Origin of the sequence: Specibacter cremeus (genome assembly GCF_003946885.1) — a bacterium.
Lineage (GTDB): Bacteria > Actinomycetota > Actinomycetes > Actinomycetales > Micrococcaceae > Specibacter > Specibacter cremeus.
In genome coordinates this window covers 1-19,971 of the sequence record NZ_RWKQ01000046.1, presented here as the reverse complement: position 1 = coordinate 19,971, position 19,971 = coordinate 1, and the positions used below count along the sequence as shown (strand labels likewise).

The window sequence follows — 19,971 nt, the reverse complement described above, 5'->3', positions numbered from 1 at the left end:
GGCTAGCCCTGCTTCAGAGATTCGGCCAGGACGGCGGGGTTGACGGGCTCCAGGTTGTACTGCTTCAGGAGCTTTGTATACGCGCCGGAGGTCTTCAAGTTATCGATGCTCTTGGTCAGGGCGTCCTGAAGGGCCGCATTGCCCTTCTTCACGGCCAGGCCGACGGCGACCGGGTAGATCAGGGCATCGGAGCTGATCTTCACGCGTCCGTTCGACTTGTCCACGACGGTCTTGGCGACCGCGGCGTCGGTCATCTGCGCGTCCACCTGTCCGGAGAGCAGGGCCTGGGTGGCCTCAGGATCGGTGGGAAATTCCTGGACGGTGATGGGCTGTTTGCCGTTGGCCTTGCACTTCTCGCTCTCCGTGGTGGGCAGGAGCTTGGCGATCACCGTGGCGGTGACTACCGAGACCTTCTTGCCGCACAGGTCCTGGGCATTGGTCAGTGGTGTGGCGTCCTTGGGGACCACGATCGAGTTGCCGGTCTGGAAGTAGGGGACGAAGTCCACTTCCTTGCTTCGCGCGGCGGAGACGTACAGGGTGGAGGCGATGACGTCGTAGCGGTCGGCCTTGATGCCGGCGACGATCTGGGCAAACCGGGTGTCGGCAAACTGTGGCTTGAGCCCAAGGTCGGCTGAAATGGCGCTCATGACGTCGACGTCGAATCCGGCGGGCTTGCCGTTGGTCAGCATGTCGTACGGCGGGTAGGTGAGGTCGCTGCCGATGCTCAGGATGCCGGAGGTTTTGGTGGTCACGGTGGGGGACTTGCCGGCGTCGGCGGCGGGTGCCGCACCCCCGCAGGCGGAGAGGGCGAGCGTGGCCGCCATGGCCGCGCCTATGAGGGCGGCGATTCTGTTGAGGTTTTTCATGGGAGCAATGTTCCTTTCGCGGAGGGCGCTTACTTGCACCAGAGGCCGACGGCGTTGGCGTAGACGTCAATGATCTGCCGGTACTTGCCGAGTTCGACCCATTCGTCGGCCCAGCTGTATGGCGGGGTGCCGGGGCCGATGTTGACGGCGGGGACGCCGAACTGTTTCAGCGGCACCATGTCGGTCCAGAACTGGATGCCCTGATATACGGGGTCTGTGTCCGTGGCGGCGACGGCGGCCGCGACGGTGGTGGAAATGTCGGAGGAGCGGTCGATTTCATAGGGGAGGCGGGGTCCGCTGAGCCAGTGGTCGCTGAATTCCACCGTCGCTTGGATGCGGGGATCGGTGGCCTTGAGGTTGCTGATCATCTGTTCCACCTGGAGTTTGACGTCGTAGGGGTCCTGTGACGGGAGCAGGCGGATGTCGCAGGTCATTTCGCAGCGGTCCGGCACCTGGTTGTGCTTGGTGCCGCCGTGGATGGTGCCGATGTTCAGGTTGGGGCCGCCCGGGAGGTCCGGGTGGGGGGTGTAGGGCATGACGCCTTCCAACTCCCGCATGGCGGCGAGGATCGGTTCCATGGTTTCGATGGCGTTCAGGCCCAGCTCCTTGGCGGAGGTGTGTGCCTGCCTGCCGAAGGTGGTGATCTTCAGGTACGCGGCGCCCCTGTGCACGGTGCCGATGGTGTTGTCGGTGGGCTCGCCGCAGATGGCGGCGTCGGCGTTGAAACCGGCCTCGAGCAGTGAGCGGGTTCCCACGCCGCCCTCAAAATGACATGACACGCCCTGGAATATGACGTCGCCGCGCGGGCGCTCGCCGGAGGTGGCGATGCGCCGCATGACGGCCAGCGCCGCCGTCGTCGCCGCTTTCATGTCTGCAATGCCGGCCCCATAGACCCGGCCGTTCTCCACCACGGGGCCAAACGGATCCTTGGTCCAGTCCGGCGACGTCTCGTAGATGTCCAGGTGCCCGTTGAGAATCAGCGATTTTCCGCCTCCCGTGCCACGGATCCGGCCGCCAACACTGGGCCGGCCGGGCATGGACTCGACAAGTTCGACGTCGTCCACACCCCAACCGCGCAGCTGCTCAGCCATGAACTCGGCCAGCTCACGTTCGCGCCCCCACGTCGAATCGATGGCGAGGGTGTCGAGCAACAGCTGAAGATCTGGATCGGTCATGGTCTTCTCCTTGGGTCTGGCGCCTACGTCGGTGCTGAGAACGACTATGCAGCGGATCACACACCGTGTAAAACAGATGTATTCGAAGAAGGGTTTCGGTTAAATCGATGTCTAACGTCAGCTTGCGCCAACTCGAGTACCTGATCGCGGCGGCAGAAACCGGAAGTGTAACGGCCGCCGCCGCACGCGTCTACCTTTCCCAATCGGCCGTGTCGACGGCATTGACGGACCTGGAAGAGGCGCTTGGCGTGCAGATTTTCATCCGGCATCCCCGCGGACTCTCGCTGACCAATGTGGGCCAGCAGGTGCTGACGGATGCCCGCAGGCTGGTGGCCGGCGTCGAGGATCTGCGCAACTCTGCCCGGGAATCCAGTGAGTCCCTCTCCGGAAAGCTGGTGGTGGGCTGTTACAGCACGCTGGCGCCCATCCTGCTCCCGGGCATCATCGCGGACTTCACCGAAAACCATCCGGCGGTGGACCTGAGCTTCATCGAGGGATCGCACACCCAGATGGAGGAGCGGCTGCGCGACGGCTCGCTGGACCTGGCCATCATGTACGAATACGACATCGGCAGGAGCCAATTGCCCAAGGACCTGGCGGTCAACGTGGTGGTCTCCACGCCTCCATACGTCATCCTGCCGGAGCACGATGAGCTGGCCAACCGTGAGAGACTTTCGCTCACGGAGCTGGCAGCACGGCCGCTAATCCTGTTCGACCTGCCCCCGGGAGGCGACTATTTCCTGTCCTTCTTTGCGGACGAGAACCTGACCCCCAACATCCGTTACCGCACCACCAGCTTTGAGATGGTCCGCGCCCTGGTCGCGCGGGGCCTGGGCTACTCCATCCTGAGCCAGCGGACCAACATCAACATGAGTTACGAGGGACGGGGATTCGTCACCCGGCCCCTGACCGGTGCCCTGCCTGGGCTCAATGTGGGCGCCGTGCACCTCAGTGGCGTCCGGCTGACCCGGCGGGCCACCGCCTTCATCGACCAGTGCCGGATATCGCTGCGCACCGGCGGATAGCAGGCATCGGCTCAGAACCAGCCTTGGTTTCCATGCGCCAACGTATCCACGCCCGCCCCATGGTTTCTAAAAAACCGAAGGCAATGGTCTGAAAGTTATGTTGGACACATATCGACGCCGCTCCCAATACTGATTGCAGACCAACTCCGCAACAGGACAAAAGGAGCACACGATGACTGTTTCAGCCGAAACGACCTCTGCGGACGCACCGCCGGCCGCACATCCGTACGACCCGTTCATTGCCGCAATGGGCGCGGTGGCCACCGGCGTCACAGTGGTGGCGACGGATGGTGAAACAGGCCGGTTTGCCCAGACGGTGAGCGCCATGTGCTCCGTCTCCGCCGACCCCCGCCTGGTCCTCGTCTGCATCAACAGCCGCAGCCCCATCAACGAGGCCATCCGCACCAACGGGGTCTTCACCGTGAATGTCTTGGGAAGCCAGCACGACCACGTCGCCGACACGTTCGCCGGACGACCCTGGCCCGGCAAGGACCCGTGGGACTTCTCCTGTGGGGAATGGGAACAGGCCCCCTCCGGATCGCCACGCATCCGCGACGCCGTGGCCAGCTTCGACTGCAGCATCCACCAAGTGGTGGAGGCCGGCACCCACCAGATCCATATCGGCCTTGTCACCAGCGTTGAAACACACGGCGGGGAGCCCCTGATCTACAGCGCCCAAACCTACGCCAAGCCCCTCCCCGTCCCGCCGTCAGTCTTCGATGACTACCCTGGCTCGGGCCCCACATACCGCAAGAACACTGACGGCACCAACACCAAGGAGAACGCCAAATGATCCGCACAGGCGATGAGTACCGCGAGTCCATCCGCGACGGCCGCAAGGTCTATGTCAACGGCGAAACGGTCACGGATGTGACCACGCACCCGATGTTCAAGCCGATCGTGGACCGCCGGGCCCGGATCTACGACCTGGCGCACGAGGAGTCGACGCAGGCCGCCATGACGTACACGGATCCGGAGACCGGGGAGCTGAACTCGATCGGCAACCGGCTGCCGCGCACGCAGGAGGACTGGTGGGACAAGCGCCGCGCCGTGGACCTGGTCCAGCGTGAGGCCGGCGGTGTCATCACCCGGGTCGGTGATGAGACGATCGGTGAGATGTGGAGCCTGTTCGACGGCCAGGACGTGCTCAACGAGGTGGACCCGCGCTTCGCCGCGAACATCCGCCGCCATCTGGACCAAGCCGTCAAGATGGACCCGTTCCACATCTCCGCGAACACCGACCCCAAGGGCGATAGGTCCAAGGCCCCGCAGGACCAGGACCCGGACATGCTGCTGCACGTGGTCCGCGAAACCGACAACGGCATCGTGGTGCGCGGCGCCAAGTACGAGACGGCGGCCGCCTACGCCAACCAGGCGTTCACGAAGCCGACCATCGCCAACTGGGGCAACAGCGAACTCTCCGACTACGCGGTCGGATTCGTCGCGGACCTCTCCAGCCCGGGGTTGAAGTTCATCTCCCGCACCGGGTTCGCCGGCCGCGCCCCGGAACGCGACTACCCGCTCTCCAACCACGTGGACGAGGTGGAGTCGCTGGTGATCTTCGACGACGTCGAGATCCCGTGGCAGGACGTGCTGTTCTACCGGCACACCCGGGCCGCCGCGTTCATCCGCTCCACCCTGCACCGCTACTCGGCGTTCCCTTTCGTCCAGCGCACCCAGCACCTGGCCGACCTGATGATCGGCGCGGCGCTGTGGAACGTCAAGCAGACCGGCCTGGAGAAGCAGCAGGCCGTGCAGGAGAAACTGGCCCAACTGGCCGTCTACCGGGAAACCATCAACGCCCACCTGACCGCCTCGATCGCGCTGGCCGAGCCCAGCCCGGGCGGGCTGCTTATGCCGAACCAGTCGCTGCTGTACACGGGCCGGGTCACCGCGCTCTCGCAGCTGCCGGCCATGATGCACACCGCCCGCGAGCTGTGCGGCGGGCAGATCTGCATCACCCCGGACGCGGCCGCGTTCGAGGACCCGGAAACGAAGTCCTGGCTGGAGAAGTACTACAACGTCAACGAGAACTGGGTCGCCGATGACCGGCGCAAGCTGCTGGCCTTCGCCCGCGACCTGCTCAACTCCGACTACGCCGGGCACCGCCTGACATTCCAGCTGTTCGCCCAGTCCCCGCCCTTCGCCCAGCTCGGCGCCGTGTACCGCAACTTCGACTTCGACGGCCCGCTGGACCTGGTCCGCCAGGCCGCGGACCTCTCCGACAAGGTCACCGGCGGGCAACGCCCGAGCACCGGCATCCCTGCCGCCCTCATCAACAAATAGGAGTTCCCATGACGTTTTCCCTTGTGGCCCGCGATCCGGAGACCGGCGCGTTCGGTATGGTGGTCACCTCGTCGTCGCCCGCCGTTGCCGCCCGCTGCGTGCACCTGCGCCAGGGCGTGGGCGGCGCCTCCTCGCAGAACATCACCGATCCGGGGTTGGGCGCGGAGTTGCTGGACCTGCTCGAGTCCGGTGCGCCGGCGGACGAGGCGATGGCCAAGCTGGTGGCTGGCACGCCGAACATCGACTATCGCCAGCTGAGCCTGGTCGACGCCCGCGGCGGCACCGCCGCCTTCAGCGGATCCGGGACGCTGGGCACGCATCGGACGGTGGAGGGCGACGGCGCCGTGGCCGCGGGAAATCTGCTCTCGTCCCCGGACGTGGTGGATGCGATCATGGCGGCCTACACCTCGACGGCCGGGGCTTTTGAGGATCGGCTGCTTGCCGGTCTGGCCGCCGGCCGCGACGCCGGCGGCGAGGAGGGCCCACAGCACTCGGCAGGTCTCGTCGTCGTCGACCAGGCTACGTGGCCGGTGACGGACCTGCGCGTGGACTGGGACGACGAAGATCCGATTGCCAAGCTTGCGGAGATCTGGCAGCTGTGGGAGCCGCAAAAGCTGGACTATTACACCCGGGCCGTCCGCCCAGACACCGCGCCAAGCTACGGAGTCCCGGGGGACCTGTGAACAAGATGAAGGATATCGTCGCCGCCCGGGTAGACGCCCTGGAGGGACGGCTCTTGGCGCTCTCGCACCGCATCCACGCCCATCCGGAGGTGGCCTGGGAGGAGGTCAACTCCTCCGCCTGGGTGGCGGCCGAGCTTGCCGGCGTGGGCTTCAGCGTGCAGGAAGGCCTGTGCGGACTGCCGACGGCGTTTGCCGCCACGATCGGCAGTGGCAGCCTTCATCTGGGAATATGCGCCGAATACGACGCCCTGCCGGGCCTGGGTCACGCGTGCGGGCACAACATCATTGCCGCGTCCGCCGTGGGCGCGGCGGCGGCGCTGGCCCCGGTGGTGGACGCGCTGGGCATTACGCTCACCGTCTTCGGCACGCCGGCGGAGGAGGGCGGGGGCGGCAAGATTGAGTTGCTGGAGGGCGGCGCGTTCGACGGCGTGCACGCGGCCATGCTGGTCCACCCCGGTCCCCTGGATGTTGCCCGGGCCGAGCCGTACGCCGTCTCGCACAGCAAGATCCGCTACCGCGGCAAGGCGAGCCACGCCGCGGCTTACCCCGAGCGTGGGGTGAACGCGGCGGACGCCTTCACTGTCGCCCAGGTGGCCATCGGGCTGTTGCGCCAGCAGCTCGAATCCGGGGTGCGGGTCCATGGCGTGGTGACCGGCGGGGGAGAAGCCCCCAACGCCATCCCCGAGGTGACGGAGGGCCGCTGGTACGTCCGGGCCGGCTCGCTGGCCGAGTTGGCGGTGCTGGAGGACAAGGTGCGCCGTTGCTTCGAGGCCGGGGCACTGTCCACCGGTTGCGAGCTTGAGATCGAGGCGGAAAGCAAGCCCTACGCCGAATTTTCCACAGACGAGGTGATGCTGGACCTCTACGTCGCCAACGCCACGGCGCTGGGCCGCGAGTTCACCAGCACGGGTCCCGACATGCGGATGAACCGCGCGTCCACGGACATGGGCAACGTGTCCCAGGTGCTGCCGGCCATCCATCCCTACATCGGCATTGGATCTTTGCCTGCGGTCAACCACCAAATGGAATTCGCCGCCGCGTGCATTACGGCCGCCGCGGACCGCGCCGTCATCGATGCGGCCAAGGCCATGGCCCACACCTGCATCGACTTGGCTGTCGACGCCCGAATACGCGAACGGCTGGTCAGCCTCGGGGCCGCATGGATTCTGCCGGAGAGCACCGGACTGCCGCTTGAAATGGAGACCGCCGATGTCCGCTAAAACCCGGTCCGAACACGACCTGATCGGCCGGTTGGACGTGCCGCAGGAGGCCTACTACGGCGTCCACACGGTGCGGGCCAGCCTCAACTTCCCCATTTCCGGTGTCTCGATCGGACTTTACACGCATCTGGTCGTGGCGCTGGCCGCCGTCAAGGAGGCGGCCGCCACCACCAACCGTGACCTTGGGCTGCTGGACGGGACGCGTACCGACGCGATTGTGGCCGCCTGCCGCGAGATCCGCGCAGGCAAATTGCACGACCAGTTCATTGTCGACGTTGTCCAGGGCGGGGCCGGGACCTCCACCAACATGAACGCGAACGAGGTGATCGCCAACCGGGCGCTGGAACTGATGGGCGCAGAACGCGGCCAGTACGAGCTGCTGCATCCGCTGGACCACGTCAACCTGGGCCAGAGCACCAACGACGTCTACCCGACGGCGCTGCGTGTGGGGCTGCATCGCGCGGCCGAGGACCTGCTGGTCGCCATGGCCGGACTTCGCCGATCCATCGAGGCCAAGGCGGAGGAATTTGCCGGCTACCTGAAGATGGGGCGCACCCAACTCCAGGACGCGGTGCCCATGACGCTGGGGCAGGAATTCCGCACGTTCGCCGTGATGATGTCGGAGGACGAGCAGCGGCTGCGCGAGGCCATGGACCTGATCCGAGAGGTCAACCTCGGCGGCACTGCGATCGGCACCGGGCTCAACTCGCACGTCGACTATGCCCGGCTGGCCTGCGGGCATCTGGCGGAGATCAGCGGCGTGCGCGTGGTCCCGGCCGGGGATCTGATCGAGGCGACACAGGATGTGGGAGGGCTGGTCCAGCTGCACAGCGTCCTCAAGCGGATCGCCGTGAAGCTGTCCAAGGTGGCCAACGATTTGCGCCTGCTCTCCTCAGGCCCGCGCGCCGGTCTTGGCGAAATCCAGCTACCGGCCGTCCAAGCGGGATCCTCGATCATGCCCGGCAAGGTGAATCCGGTGATCCCCGAGGTGGTGAACCAGGTGGCCTACTCGGTGGTTGGCAACGATGTCACTGTTACCATGGCGGCCGAATCAGGCCAGCTGCAGCTCAACGCCTTTGAGCCGGTGATGGCCCGCGCGCTGTTCTCGTCACTGGGCGAGCTGCGCTCGGCCTGCAAAGTGCTGGCCGAACGCTGCGTTGACGGCATCACCGCCGACCCCGTGGCGCTTCAGACTAGTGTGGAGTGGTCCATCGGCCTGGTCACCGCCCTGGTTCCCTACCTGGGCTACAAGACCTCGACGGAAGTGGCCCAACAGGCCATGGCCACGGGTTCCAGCGTGGTGGACGTGGTCCGCGAAAAGGGTCTGATGAGCGAGGCTGAGCTGGCCGACGTGCTGGGCTCGCCTCGGCTGCTCACCGCGCCGGGACACCAGGCCAAACCATACCAACCTTGACTACCGTCAGGGCAAGTGGCCCGGGGACAAGGTCAGCCCACCCCGTCCTTCGGGTACCAGGCGCGGTCGCCGTCGGCCGTGGTGGCGTAGTCGGGCCAGGCGAATTCGGTGGGCGGGGTGAAGTCGGCCGGCAGGAGGGCGGGCATGGGGTCTGCGGCGACGCGGCAGTCGAACTCGGCCTTCGCCGCTGCCAGGATCTCGGGGGTGGTCAGCAGGTCCACGAACGTGCCGGCGATGGTCTTGCCAGCCACCTCGATGGTGGGGTCGATGGTTTCGGCGATGCCGCCGAGGGCATTCATGACCCAGCCCGGGTAGGCGCCCTGGCCGGGGGCGTGCTTGAGGGCGGGGCGGGAGATGTAGAAGCGCACGGTGGGGGCGTAGTGCGTCATCTCGACGTAGTCGTCGCTGGTCCAGTTCTTCTGCCACGGGGCCAGGTGCTCGCGCAGGGCGGCCTCGGCGTCCTGCGGGCTGATCAACCGTTCGCATTCGTCCAGGAATGGTTGGTCCATCGGCGTCATGCCCAGCGTCCGCTGGATGTGCTGTGCGGCCGCGATCGCCGGGGGCCCGTACCGCGGCGCCCCCACGGATTCAAGATTCGCATACAGCGCAGCGGCGAGCACATGGTTGGTGCGGCCGGGCCGGTTCCGGGCCACCCAGGTCGATTCGACCTTGCAGTGCGCGACGGCGGCGGCGTGTTCGGCGTTGCGATCCAGCACGGCCAGCACATGCTCCGCCATCTCCAGCGTGGGGCAGCGCCAGGAATACTGGATCTGCGCCACCCGGGCCGGCAGGTTGTCCGCCGTCGCCTGGCCGTAGGTGAACAGGGCGTCGGAGAGGCTCCAGCCGCCGAAGCTGGGCAGCATGGCGTCCTGCATGACCCGGGACGCGGTGTACATGGACATCAACGCCACGTTGGCGCCCGGGGCGCGGGCTGCCGAATGGGACGCCGGGATGGGGGAGTTCGGGTTGGCACCCAGCTGCCAGGTTTCCGGTTCGTCGCAGGTGAACGTGTACACCTTGGAGTAGTAGCTGCCGCACTGGGTGTCCCACCGCGCCGTGTTGCACAGCGGCAGCATGTAGAAGGGGTGGAAGCTGACGATCGCGTCCACGCCGTCGTAGTAGCCGCGCAGTCCATGGACGACCTTGGAGCCCTGGACCTTCTCGGCCGGCTCGCCCGTGTACCTCAGCGTACCGGCGATGCCGTGGACGCTCATGGCATGCTTGGTGCCCAACAGCCCGGCCAGCGTGGAGACGCCCAGCGCCGAATGCGGATCCGTGTGGCCCGGGGCGTGGGAACTGAGCCCGTCGCGGGGAGCCGGGGCCGTGCCGGCGGCCTGGCAGTTGCCCGGGACGGCGTCGTACTCGGCGTACGTCAGCAGCACCGGCCCGCCGGCGCCCAGCGACCATTCGGCGCTGAACGCGGTGGGCATCCCGGCGCTGCCGGCCTCGACGGTGAAGCCCTCGGACCGGAGCAGGTTGACATACCATTTGGCCGATTGGTACTCGCGCCACGCCGGCTCGGCCAGTTCCCAGATGTGCCGGTGCCAGGCCGAGAGCCGGTCCATGTTCTCATCGATCCACGCCTGCGCGGTCGCCTTCGCGGCGGCCGTCAAGGCGGCCCCGGCCGGGGGAACCGCATGGGTGGCCCCGGGTGTGCTGATGCTCATGTGCTGTCCTTGTTCGTGTGCGGGTTGGAGTGCGAAGGCTGCCCGGGCGGGCCTGCCGCGATGGCAGCCTCAGTGGACGTGGCTGAGGAATTTCCTGGTGCGCTCATGTTGGGGGTTGGTGAAGAATTGTTCCGGCTCCGCCTGTTCGACGATCACGCCGCCGTCGAACAGGGTCACTTCGTTGGCCACGCGTCGGGCGAAGCGCACCTCGTGCGTGACCACGATCATGGTCATGCCGGTTTCGGCCAGGCGCTCCATGACCTCCAGTACCTCGCCGACCAACTCGGGATCCAGCGCGGAGGTGGGCTCGTCGAAAAGCATGACGGACGGGTTCAGGACCAGTGCGCGGGCGATGGCGACGCGTTGTTGCTGCCCGCCGGAGAGTTCGGACGGGAAGTGGTCGGCCCGGTTTCCCAAGCCCACCTTGGCCAGCATGTCCATGGCCTGGGACCGCGCATCATGGTGCGAGATGCCCTTGACGCTGGTCAGCCCAAGCATCACATTGCGGACCGCGGTCAGGTGTGGAAACAGGTTGAAGCGCTGGAAGACCATGCCGATGTCCTGGCGTTGCATGGCCAGTTGCCGCTCCGGCAGGTGCACGCTGTGCCCCCGATGGGTCCGGCCGCCGATGCGGGTCCCGTTGAGCAGGATTTCGCCGGCATCGGCCGTTTCCAGGAGGGCCATGAGCCGCAGCATGGTCGATTTCCCGGATCCGGACGGTCCCAACACCGCCTTCACCTGTCCCCGGGCGATATCAAACTCGACGCCTTTCAGGACGGCGTTGCCGTTGTAGGTCTTGTGCAGGTCACGGACCTGGAGAACGGGCTGGGCCGGGATCGCGTGGGCGGGGAGGGTCTGCTCCCTGGGGGAAGGGTCGGTCACGGTGGACTCCTGGGCGGGTTCGACGGCGGTTTTCATGAGATCCCCACGGTGTTGGCCTCCATGGCGGCCGTGAGATTCTTGGTGGTCTTGGTGCGCGAGGTCCAGGCGAACCTCTTCTCGACGCGGCTTTGCAGGAAGGACAACACGGAGACGATCACCAGGTAGTAGACGATCGCCGCGGCGTAGTACTCGGCGTAACGGAACGTGATGTTGACGCCGACCTGGGCGGTCGTGAGCAATTCGCGCAGGGAGATGACCGAGGCGAGCGACGAGTACTTGACCAGGCCGATCAGTTCGTTGCCGGTGGGCGGCAGGGCGATGCGGATCGCCTGCGGAAGCACCACCTTGACCATGACCTTGGTGGGCGACATGCCCAGCGCCCGGCCAGCAAGCGCCTGGCCGTCGTCAACGCTCAACAGGGCCGAGCGGATGATCTCGGACATGAACGCGGCCTCCACCAGGCCGAGCCCCACGGAGGCTGCCAGGAAGGGGGAGAACCAGTCGGCGCGCAATGCCGGGATGAGCTGGGGCAGGGCGTTCCACATGATCAGCAGGACCAGCAGGGCCGGGATGGCGCGGAAGAACCACACGTAGAAGTGGGCCGGCGCCTGCAAGTACGGCTGGCGGGCGGTACGGCCGATCGCCATGAAGAACCCGATGACGGTGGCCAGGACCAGCGACAGGACCGCGACGGCAACGGAGAGTGCCGCACCCAACATGTAGTCGGTGCTGACGAGTTGTTGGAGGAAGACATTCGGATCGAAAAGCATTAGCTCACTACTCTCGGAACGGGGGTGGGCACCGGCCCACGGGTGTCAACGGGTCGCATGGGATCAGCGAACGTCCAGGATGGCGGGGTCCAGGTTGTTCTTGGAGGCGATCTTGCCGAGCGTTCCGTCGGCGTGCAGGGCCTTGAACGCCGTGGCGATGGCCGGGGTCAGGGGGCCGCCCTTCTTGCTGAACACGCCGAACGTGGTGTTCGGGTCGAAGACCTGGCTCGCGACCGCCAGCCGGCCCTTGTTTTGCGCAACCATGTAGGCGGCGGCGACGTTGGTCTCCACCAGGACATCCGCCTTGCCGTTGAGGACCGCAAGGACGGTGTCCGAGGTCTTGGGGTACTCCGAGAGGATGGGCGCGGCCTTGCCCGCCTTGGCGCATTCCGCTCCCAGCGCCTTGACCGAGGCGGCGTTGCTGGAGGCCGCCTGCGCCACCACCTTGCGCCCGCACAGGTCAAGCTTCGTCTTGAGGTCCGGGGCCAGTGCGGGTGCGGCGATCGCGGCCGGGCCGGCGTTCATGATGGGTGCCGCATCGGCCACCTGGAGGCGGGCCGGACTGGTGTACAGGCCGCCGAGGATCATGTCGCAGCGTCCGCTCTGCAGGCCGGGCATCAGCCCGTCGAAGGACGTGACCTCGTATTTGACCTTGACACCCCAGTAGTCGGCCAGGGCCCGGCCGGCATCCGCGTCGAAGCCGATGATGTCGCCGCCGGAGCCGTTGGCGTAGTACTCGAGCGGCGGGTACTCCGGGTCGATGCACAGAGTCACCTGGCCGGCGTTGACCAGATCCTTGGGCGTCTTGCTGTTGCCGTGGGCGGCATTGTCGCCGGAGGATCCGCCCGCCGAGCAACCGGCAAGGGCCAGGGCGCCGAGGGATGCAATGGCTGCGAACTTGAGGAACGTCTTCATGGGGGGTCTCCTGCGAAACGGGTGTCTGGCCCGGGTTGGCCGTGGTGGTTCAATCCATGGTGTGACACGGTTCACTCATTGTCAACAGAATTTCTGTAGAAACCTCACTAGAAGCAAAAAACGGACGATCCTGAAGCAATCTGAAGTCATATTTTCAGTCAACGTTGGGCCTCAAGGAACTTGTGGCGGTGCGCGATCGGATCGGCGGGTTCATCCCGCTCGACTGGTATAAAGGTCGAATGAACGAGTTGGACAAGTCCTTGGTGCACCAGCTCCAGAAGGACGGCCGAGCGTCCTTCAGCGACCTGGCCAAAGCCGTCGGCAGCAACAGGACGGCGGTCGCGGCGCGCGTGAACCAGCTCCTGGGTTCCGGGGAGGTCCGGGTGGTCGCCGCGGTCCACCCGCGCGTCTTGGGGCGCTTCGTCTTGGCGCATATGGCCGTCAAGGTGGCCAACGACGGCTCGGCTGCCTTCCGGGGCATCGCGGACCTGGACGCGGCCGTGTACATCGCCGAAACCACCGGGCCTTACCAGCTCGTCCTCGAGGTACACCTGGCCACGATGGGCGAGCTGTACGACGTGATGGCTCACATCCGGTCCCTGCCGGAAGTCCTGGAGGTCGAAGTCCTGGTCTACGAACACGTCATCCGCAGCTGGTTCCTCGGCGAGGAGCCTGCCCTTGAGGGGATGGTGCTGGATCGGACGGACATAGACATCATGACCATCCTGCAACGCGACGGCCGGGTGGGATTCGCCGAGCTGGGCGCGTCGGTGGGCCTGTCCATGAGCGCGTGCCGGGCCCGCGTGCTGCGGCTCGTGGACGCCAATGTCATGCAGGTCGGCGCGATTGTCCGGCGCGGTGAACAGAACGGGGCCGTGGTGTTCGGGGCCGGGGTGACGCTCAGTGGGGACACGGAGGAGATCCTGGACCTGCTCTCGCGAGTGGACGGCGTCGAATTCGTGGCGCGCACCGTGGGCCGGTACTCGCTTGTGGTGACCATCGGGGTGGATTCCCAATCGGCCTACAACCGGATCGTGCACTCGATCCGGGCCCTGCCCTCCGTGCTCCGGGTCGACACCTGGCTGCACACCAGCGTGCTGCTGGAGCGCTATGAGGACACCTTGGACAAGCTGGTGCCCGCACACCTGGCGGCCGCCAGCGGATCCTGACCGCCTCCGACCGCGGTCAACCCCTGGCGAGACACATCATCGGTCTGGTGGACATAACAGCCGCTGATATGTACGGAAAATGATCCATCTGCCACAAATCGTTTGTCCATCGTATCAAGGAAGAATAAACTGCTGTTGACTGGAGGCGCGGTGGATCGTACGCTCGGAGGACGCCGTTGCCAGGCGACGTTTCCGAGCCCCCCACGCCGTAAGGACCTGCCATGCGCAAACTCAACCACTTCGACTCCTCGCCACTTCGGGCCACCTGCACCGTTGTCACCGGCGCCACCATCCACAGCCTTGATGCGGACCAGGCACGCCCGGAAGCGTTCCTGGTCCATGGGACCCGGATCGCGGCGCTCGGCACCGAGGCACAGTGCCGGACGGTGGCCGCAACGCTGGTGCCCGGCGAGCCCGCCGTCCTCGACCTGGCCGGCAAGACGATCGTCCCCGGGTTCATCGACGCGCACGCCCACCCGCTCATGTACGGGCAGATGATGTCGTGGGTTGATTGCGGCCCTGACAAGGCCAAGAGCATCCCCGAAATCGTGACGCTGCTGCAGCAGGCGGCCGCGCAGCTGCCCGCCGGCGTCCCCGTGCGCGGCTTCGGCTACGAGCACAAGAACCTGGCCGAGGGCCGGCACCCGATGCGCCAGGAGCTGGACCAGGTGGGGACCGGGCGCGAGGTCTACCTGATGAACGCCAGCGGCCACGGCGGTGTGGTGAACAGCCACACGCTGGAAATCAACGGCATCACCCGCGACACCCCCAACCCCGAGGGTGGGGAGTTCTTCCACGACGCCGACGGCAAGCTGACCGGTGAGCTCTCCGACGCCGCCTGCAACATTCTCACCGGCGTGCACGGCGTGAAGATCGGCCACCACGGGCCCAACTTCCACCTGGAGGACGCCCCGGAGGAACATCTGCGCCAGCTGCGCGCGGCCCAACAAAACTTCCTGGCCGGCGGGGTCACGAGCATCGGCGACGCCCAGGTGTCCCGCCGCGAATTCGACATGTACCTGCGCCTGGCCGCCGAGGACGGGCTGGGCTTGCGGGTGAGCATGTACCTGCTCTCGCACCTGCTCGACCAGGCGATCGAGATCGGCATGCAGGGCGCGTTCGGCAACGCATACCTCTCCTTCGGCGGCATCAAGCTCTACGCCGACGGCACCTTGGGCGGCTGGACGGCCTACTTCCCCGACGGGTATGTGGGGGATCCCTGCCGCACCGGCCAGCTCTACCACGAGCCGGCCGAATACGCCGCGCTCATCCGCAAGGCACACGCCGTCGGGCTCCAGACCGCCACCCACGCACAATCGCCCACCGCCATCGACATGGTCCTGGACGCCATCGAGGCCGCCCAGTCGGAACGGCCGGACACGGATGCCCGGCACAGGATCGAACACTGCGGCCTGCCCACCGCGGAGCAGATCCAGCGGATGATCCGGCTGGGCGTCTACCCGGTCAACCAGCCACAGCACTACTACAACTGGGGTGAGGGCGTCACCGCCGCGATTGGAACGCCGGGGGAGCGCTTCAACCCGCTCGGCGAGTTCCATGAGGCCGGGCTGCCCATCACCATCAGCTCCGACGCCCCGGTCGCGGAGCCGAAGCCGTTGGAGGCCATCCAGGCGGCCGTCACCCGGGTGACGCGCAACGGCCACCGGCTGGGGGCGGACAACCTGCGCCTGACGGTGGAGCAGGCGCTGGCCGCGCACACCATCAACGGCGCGCGGGTGCTGGGCCGCGAGGATGAACTGGGCAGCCTGTCCGTGGGCAAGTTCGCCGACTTCGCCGTCCTCGACGCCGACCCGTTCACCGTGGCCCCCGAAGACATCGCCGCGGTGAACGTGGTGGAGACCTGGGTCGGTGGCGAGCGCCGCCACGCCGCAGCATAGTGTTTGCGGCGCGCGGGTGACCAACCAAAGAGCAGACCGGACATGAAAGCCCGGGGCCGGCCGCCGGAAGTACCGGTGGCCGGCCCCGGGCCGCTTTACGGGGCAGTCGCCTTACGGGGCAAACGCTTTATGGGGCAAACGCAAGGTCAGGCGGTGGCGCCGAGTTTCAGGTGCACCAGGGTCAGGCCGGAGAGGGAGAGCGCCTTCTCGAGCGCGGCCGGCAGGGTCGCCTCCGTCGCGGCCAGTCCCGTGGCGCCGAACCCCTCGGCGAGGCGCACCCAGTCCGGCTGGGTCAGGTTGACGCCCACCGGGGCCAGGTCGCGGTCGCGCATGTTCTGCCGGATCTCGCCGTAACCGCCATTGTCCACGCACACCACCACCAGGGTGACGCCCTGCTCCACGGCCGTGATCAGCTCCTGGATGGCGAACATCAGCGCCCCGTCGCCCACGACGCAGACCACGGGCTGGTCCGGCGCGGCAATCTTGGCCCCGATGGACGCGGGAAGCCCGTAGCCGAGCGTGGCGTAGGCGGGCGTGTACAGCAGGCGGTGCGGCCGTTCCGACGGGATGAACGTGGTGGTCCCGAGGTAGGTGACCTGGGACGAATCCCCGCCGACGATCGTGTCGGACGGCAGCACCCCGGCGATGGATTCGCAGATCGCCGCGAGATCCGGGGCGAACCGCCGCGCCTCGTCCCGCAACGCCCGCCGCAGCGCGGCAATGTCAACGTGAGGGGCCGCCGGTGTCGCGTGCCCGGCCAGCGCGTCCAGGAGTTGGGGGACGACGGCGGATGCGTCGCCTACCAGCCCGATGTCGGCCGTGACGTTGGTGTTGAGCTGCGCGGCCGTGATGTCGATCCGGATGCAGGAACCGGTCGGGGCGATGGTGCCGCCCCAGAGCTCGCACTCGCCCACCTTGGAGCCGATGACCAGCAGCGCGTCGGCGCTGTTGCACAGCTCCTGGGCCGGCGCCAGCCGGATCTCCGATCCGACGGACAGGGGGTGGCTCTCCGGGATGGCCCCCTTGCCGTTGATCGTGGTGACCACCGGGGCCTGCAACGCCTCGGCGAGTTCATGCAGCCGCGTCCCGGGTCGAAGCGAGCCGCCGCCGGCGAGGATCACGGGGCGAGTGGCACCCAGGAGCACCTTGACGGCGGCGTCGAGGGCGCCGTCGTCGGCCTTTTGCGGCGCGCGCCGTGGCCGTGCCTGCAGCAGCTCGGGCGCCACGCCCGACTCCGCCTCCAGGATGTCCAGCGGCACCTCGATGTGGACCGGGCGCGGCCGGCCGTAGCGGAAGAGCTCAAACGCCTCGTGGACCAGCTCTACCGCGTCCGCGGCGGAGGTGGCGCGCCGGCTCCATTCGACGATGGCGCCGACGGCGCCGGTGGGGTCCTTCGTCTCGTGCAGCGTGCCGATGTCGGTGCCCTCCATGCCGCGGGCCACGCCCGGGGAGAGGATGAGCAGCGGGCGGGATTCGCAATACGCGGTCCCGGCGGCGGAGAGCGCGTTGAGCAGTCCGGGGCCGGAGGTGGTGATGACGACCCCGGGCAGGCCGGTCTGCTGTGCCCAGCCATCGGCTCCGTAGCCGGCGCCCTGCTCGTGCCGGGTGGTGACGGCGCGGATGCCCAGCGGTTCAAGATGCCGGTAGAACTCGAGGTTGTGCGTGCCGGGAATGCCGAAGATGGCGTCGATGCCGTAGTTGCGCAGCGTCGTCATGACGGCCAGGCCGGCGTTGTCGGTGGGGATGTGGGTGGTCATGGCGCTTTCCTGGTCGGTGGTGGTCACTTCGCGGCCGCCAGGGCCTGGCGGAGCGGGGTTTCGGGTTCACGGCCCTGCAGGCAGGCGATGATGTTGCGGGCCGGGAGGGCCACGTATTCGCGCAGCGAGACATTGCTGCGGTAGGCGGCGTGCGGTGTGACGATGACGCGGGGGTGGCTCACCAGGGGATGGTCGGCCGGGGCGGGCTCCTGTTCGAGGACATCCAGCATGGCTCCGGCGACGCGGCCGGTGGCCAGGGCGTCGAGCAGCGCGTCCTCGTCGATGAGGGCGCCGCGGGCCACGTTCGCCACGTAGGCGCCGGCGGGCAGCAGCGCGAGCGCCTCGGCGTCGAGGATGTGCCGGGTCTGGTCAGTCAGCGGCGTGTGCAGGCTCAGCACGTTGGCGGCGGCGAGGACGTCGGGCAGGTCCCCGCGCCGGACCCAGTCCGGCCAGTTTTCCGGCGCCACGAAGGGGTCGCAAGCGATGACGGAACCGAACACGGGCCGGGCGATTTCGGCCAGGTACTGGGCGATGCGCCCGAACCCGACGATGCCCAGGGTCAGTTCACTCACGCGCGGCGGCACGGGCAGGCCCTCGCCGGTCCAGTCCCCGCGCAGCGTGGCCGCGTGGCTGCGCGGCAGTTCACGAATGAGCGAGAGCAGGCCGGCGAACGCATGGGTGGCGACGTCCTTCGTGGCCACCGACGGCACGGTGCACACGGGGATGTCGCGGGCCGCGGCCGCGGCCACGTCCACCATGTCGAACCCGGCGGACATGGTGGCAATGGCGCGCAGCTTCGGCATCCGGTCGATCATGTCCGCATCCAGCGCGGCGTAGCCGACGATGATCCCGTCGCAGTGGCGTCCGGCGTCAAGAATGACCTGCCGGTCCCGGGTGTCCAGGTAGGCCGCCTCGATGCCGGCGGCGGCCAGCAACTCCAGGGCGATCGTGTAGTCCAGGTCATCGGCGTCCGTGATGACGACCCGCGGCTTGTCTTCCAGCATGGATTCTCCTCGATTCAGCACATTTGGCTACAACAACAAAACCATGCAATCGAATGATTGTCTAGAGCGCTATATTACTGCACTTTCGCTTGTTACTGTGATGTCGGTCGCTCGGCCGGCCGGGAGCCGCGGTGCAGCGCCTAGGATCGGTGCATGACTGAGAGCGTTGGCAGTGACCTGCCGGACCACGTGGATGAGCGGATCATCGCACTCCTGAAGCTGGATGGCAGGGCGTCCTACCAGCACCTGGGCGTCGAGCTGGGGATCTCCAAGAGCACCGCCCGTTCACGCGTGCGCCGGCTCAGCGAGGCGGGCATCATCAAGATCGTCGGGGTGGTCCATCCGGAACTGCTCGGCATGACGCATGCGGCCAGGTTGTCCGTCGACACTGATGGGCCGGCATGGCCGGTGGCCGAGCGGATAGCCGCCACGATCGGCGCGGCCGTCTACGTCACCCTCTCCACGGGGGAGTTTCCCGTGGTGGCGGAACTGCGCTGCGGTTCGCCCGGCGACCTGGAGAAGGCCATCTGGGCGCTGCGTGCGGTGCCCGGTGTGCGGGGGGCCAGAACGGCGCTCTACTCGCGCGTGCACCGGGATCCGAACTCCCGCTGGCAGCCCCTGGAGGCCGTGGACATCGACCGCCATGACCGGGCCATCATGTCCCGCCTGCAGAGTGACGGCCGCCTTTCCTTCGCCGAGCTCGCCGAGGGCGTGGGCCTCTCCCCTGCGGCCGTGCGCGCCCGCACGCTCAAGCTCATCGACAGCGGGGCCTGCGCGGTGCGCACCCTCACGCCGGGGATCCGCGCCACGGCCAGGATGGGCGGCTTTGCCGTGATCGTCGCCGACCAGGAGCTTTTTGACGTGGCGCGGGTGCTGGACTTGCCAGAGATCAGCTTCGTGGCCAGTGCGCTGGGCTGGGCGGACCTGTTCGGCACCATCGAGGCGCCGGACTTCCATCACGTCTCCCGCGTCACCGACCAATTGCGGGCCCTGCCCGGGGTGGGGTGTGTTCACAGCTGGATCCACTATGCCGTGGTGAAGGAGAACTACAGCGGTCCACTGAACCCCGCCGATTGAACTGCCAATTGAACAATCGATAACTTCTATCGTAACAGACGATCGAATGATGCTTCATGGTGTGTGGCAGTCAACGGTCCGATTCTAGTGGCGTGTCTCCAAAATAGTTCATGTTTTGAGGGTTAAGCTTGGGTCATGTCGAATCACGCCCCCGCATTGCCCC

17 protein-coding genes are annotated in these 19,971 nt (G+C 67.1%); 9 read left to right on the top strand and 8 right to left on the bottom strand.

What is annotated here, in order from left to right; all coding sequences use genetic code 11:
• Positions 1–2: 2 nt before the first annotated feature.
• Both EJC77_RS16110 and EJC77_RS16105 read right to left on the bottom strand, forming a co-directional pair.
• Complete coding sequence (locus tag EJC77_RS16110) at positions 3–866, bottom strand: ABC transporter substrate-binding protein (RefSeq protein WP_125614910.1); 864 nt, start codon at positions 864–866, stop codon at positions 3–5.
• 29 nt (positions 867–895) lie between these two features.
• Entirely contained in the window at positions 896–2,041 is a 1,146-nt protein-coding gene (locus EJC77_RS16105) for a M20 family metallopeptidase (protein WP_125614907.1), read from the bottom strand.
• Positions 2,042–2,148: 107 nt separating this feature from the next.
• Between EJC77_RS16105 and EJC77_RS16100 the strand changes: the two genes are divergently transcribed.
• From EJC77_RS16100 to EJC77_RS16075, 6 genes are all read left to right on the top strand, one after another.
• Positions 2,149–3,066 carry a LysR family transcriptional regulator gene (locus tag EJC77_RS16100; protein ID WP_125614905.1) on the top strand — a complete coding sequence of 306 codons (918 nt, stop codon included), beginning with the start codon at positions 2,149–2,151 and terminating at the stop codon, positions 3,064–3,066.
• 172 nt (positions 3,067–3,238) lie between these two features.
• Positions 3,239–3,859 carry a flavin reductase family protein gene (locus EJC77_RS16095; protein ID WP_125614902.1) on the top strand — a complete coding sequence of 207 codons (621 nt, stop codon included), beginning with the start codon at positions 3,239–3,241 and terminating at the stop codon, positions 3,857–3,859.
• Positions 3,856–5,352 (top strand): 4-hydroxyphenylacetate 3-hydroxylase family protein, encoded by a 1,497-nt coding sequence (locus EJC77_RS16090; protein WP_125614899.1) that lies wholly within the window; start codon positions 3,856–3,858, stop codon positions 5,350–5,352. Before EJC77_RS16095 ends, EJC77_RS16090 begins: the two co-directional genes overlap by 4 nt.
• A gap of 8 nt (positions 5,353–5,360) precedes the next feature.
• On the top strand, positions 5,361–6,035 hold the full coding sequence (locus EJC77_RS16085; protein WP_125614896.1) for a DUF1028 domain-containing protein: 675 nt from the start codon (positions 5,361–5,363) through the stop codon (positions 6,033–6,035).
• Between the two features lie 5 nt (positions 6,036–6,040).
• Positions 6,041–7,255, top strand: a complete 1,215-nt coding sequence (locus EJC77_RS16080) for a M20 family metallopeptidase (protein WP_125614956.1) — start codon at positions 6,041–6,043, stop codon at positions 7,253–7,255.
• Positions 7,245–8,669 carry an aspartate ammonia-lyase gene (locus tag EJC77_RS16075; RefSeq protein ID WP_125614893.1) on the top strand — a complete coding sequence of 475 codons (1,425 nt, stop codon included), beginning with the start codon at positions 7,245–7,247 and terminating at the stop codon, positions 8,667–8,669. Before EJC77_RS16080 ends, EJC77_RS16075 begins: the two co-directional genes overlap by 11 nt.
• A gap of 32 nt (positions 8,670–8,701) precedes the next feature.
• On the opposite strand, the gene EJC77_RS16070 is transcribed toward EJC77_RS16075, so the two are convergent.
• The 4 genes from EJC77_RS16070 to EJC77_RS16055 form a co-directional block, all read right to left on the bottom strand.
• Complete coding sequence (locus EJC77_RS16070) at positions 8,702–10,336, bottom strand: zinc-binding metallopeptidase family protein (protein WP_125614890.1); 1,635 nt, start codon at positions 10,334–10,336, stop codon at positions 8,702–8,704.
• Between the two features lie 69 nt (positions 10,337–10,405).
• Complete coding sequence (locus tag EJC77_RS16065) at positions 10,406–11,218, bottom strand: amino acid ABC transporter ATP-binding protein (protein WP_276309087.1); 813 nt, start codon at positions 11,216–11,218, stop codon at positions 10,406–10,408.
• Positions 11,219–11,250: 32 nt separating this feature from the next.
• Positions 11,251–11,988: an amino acid ABC transporter permease gene (locus tag EJC77_RS16060; RefSeq protein WP_125614884.1), complete on the bottom strand. Its 738-nt coding sequence runs from the start codon at positions 11,986–11,988 to the stop codon at positions 11,251–11,253.
• Between the two features lie 63 nt (positions 11,989–12,051).
• Positions 12,052–12,903, bottom strand: a complete 852-nt coding sequence (locus EJC77_RS16055; RefSeq protein WP_125614881.1) for a transporter substrate-binding domain-containing protein — start codon at positions 12,901–12,903, stop codon at positions 12,052–12,054.
• Between the two features lie 239 nt (positions 12,904–13,142).
• Here EJC77_RS16055 and EJC77_RS16050 point away from each other — a divergent pair, with 239 nt between their 5' ends.
• Complete coding sequence (locus EJC77_RS16050) at positions 13,143–14,072, top strand: Lrp/AsnC family transcriptional regulator (RefSeq protein ID WP_125614878.1); 930 nt, start codon at positions 13,143–13,145, stop codon at positions 14,070–14,072.
• A gap of 221 nt (positions 14,073–14,293) precedes the next feature.
• Complete coding sequence (locus EJC77_RS16045; RefSeq protein ID WP_125614875.1) at positions 14,294–15,970, top strand: amidohydrolase; 1,677 nt, start codon at positions 14,294–14,296, stop codon at positions 15,968–15,970.
• Positions 15,971–16,116: 146 nt separating this feature from the next.
• Here EJC77_RS16045 and EJC77_RS16040 read toward each other — a convergent pair whose 3' ends face one another.
• Together EJC77_RS16040 and EJC77_RS16035 are read right to left on the bottom strand one after the other, a co-directional pair.
• Positions 16,117–17,727, bottom strand: a complete 1,611-nt coding sequence (locus EJC77_RS16040; protein ID WP_125614872.1) for a thiamine pyrophosphate-binding protein — start codon at positions 17,725–17,727, stop codon at positions 16,117–16,119.
• Between the two features lie 23 nt (positions 17,728–17,750).
• A complete protein-coding gene (locus EJC77_RS16035) occupies positions 17,751–18,731 on the bottom strand; it encodes a C-terminal binding protein (RefSeq protein WP_125614869.1) in 981 nt (326 codons plus the stop codon).
• Positions 18,732–18,884: 153 nt separating this feature from the next.
• Here EJC77_RS16035 and EJC77_RS16030 point away from each other — a divergent pair, with 153 nt between their 5' ends.
• Positions 18,885–19,808: an Lrp/AsnC family transcriptional regulator gene (locus EJC77_RS16030; RefSeq protein ID WP_125614866.1), complete on the top strand. Its 924-nt coding sequence runs from the start codon at positions 18,885–18,887 to the stop codon at positions 19,806–19,808.
• The last annotated feature ends 163 nt before the right edge of the window (positions 19,809–19,971 follow it).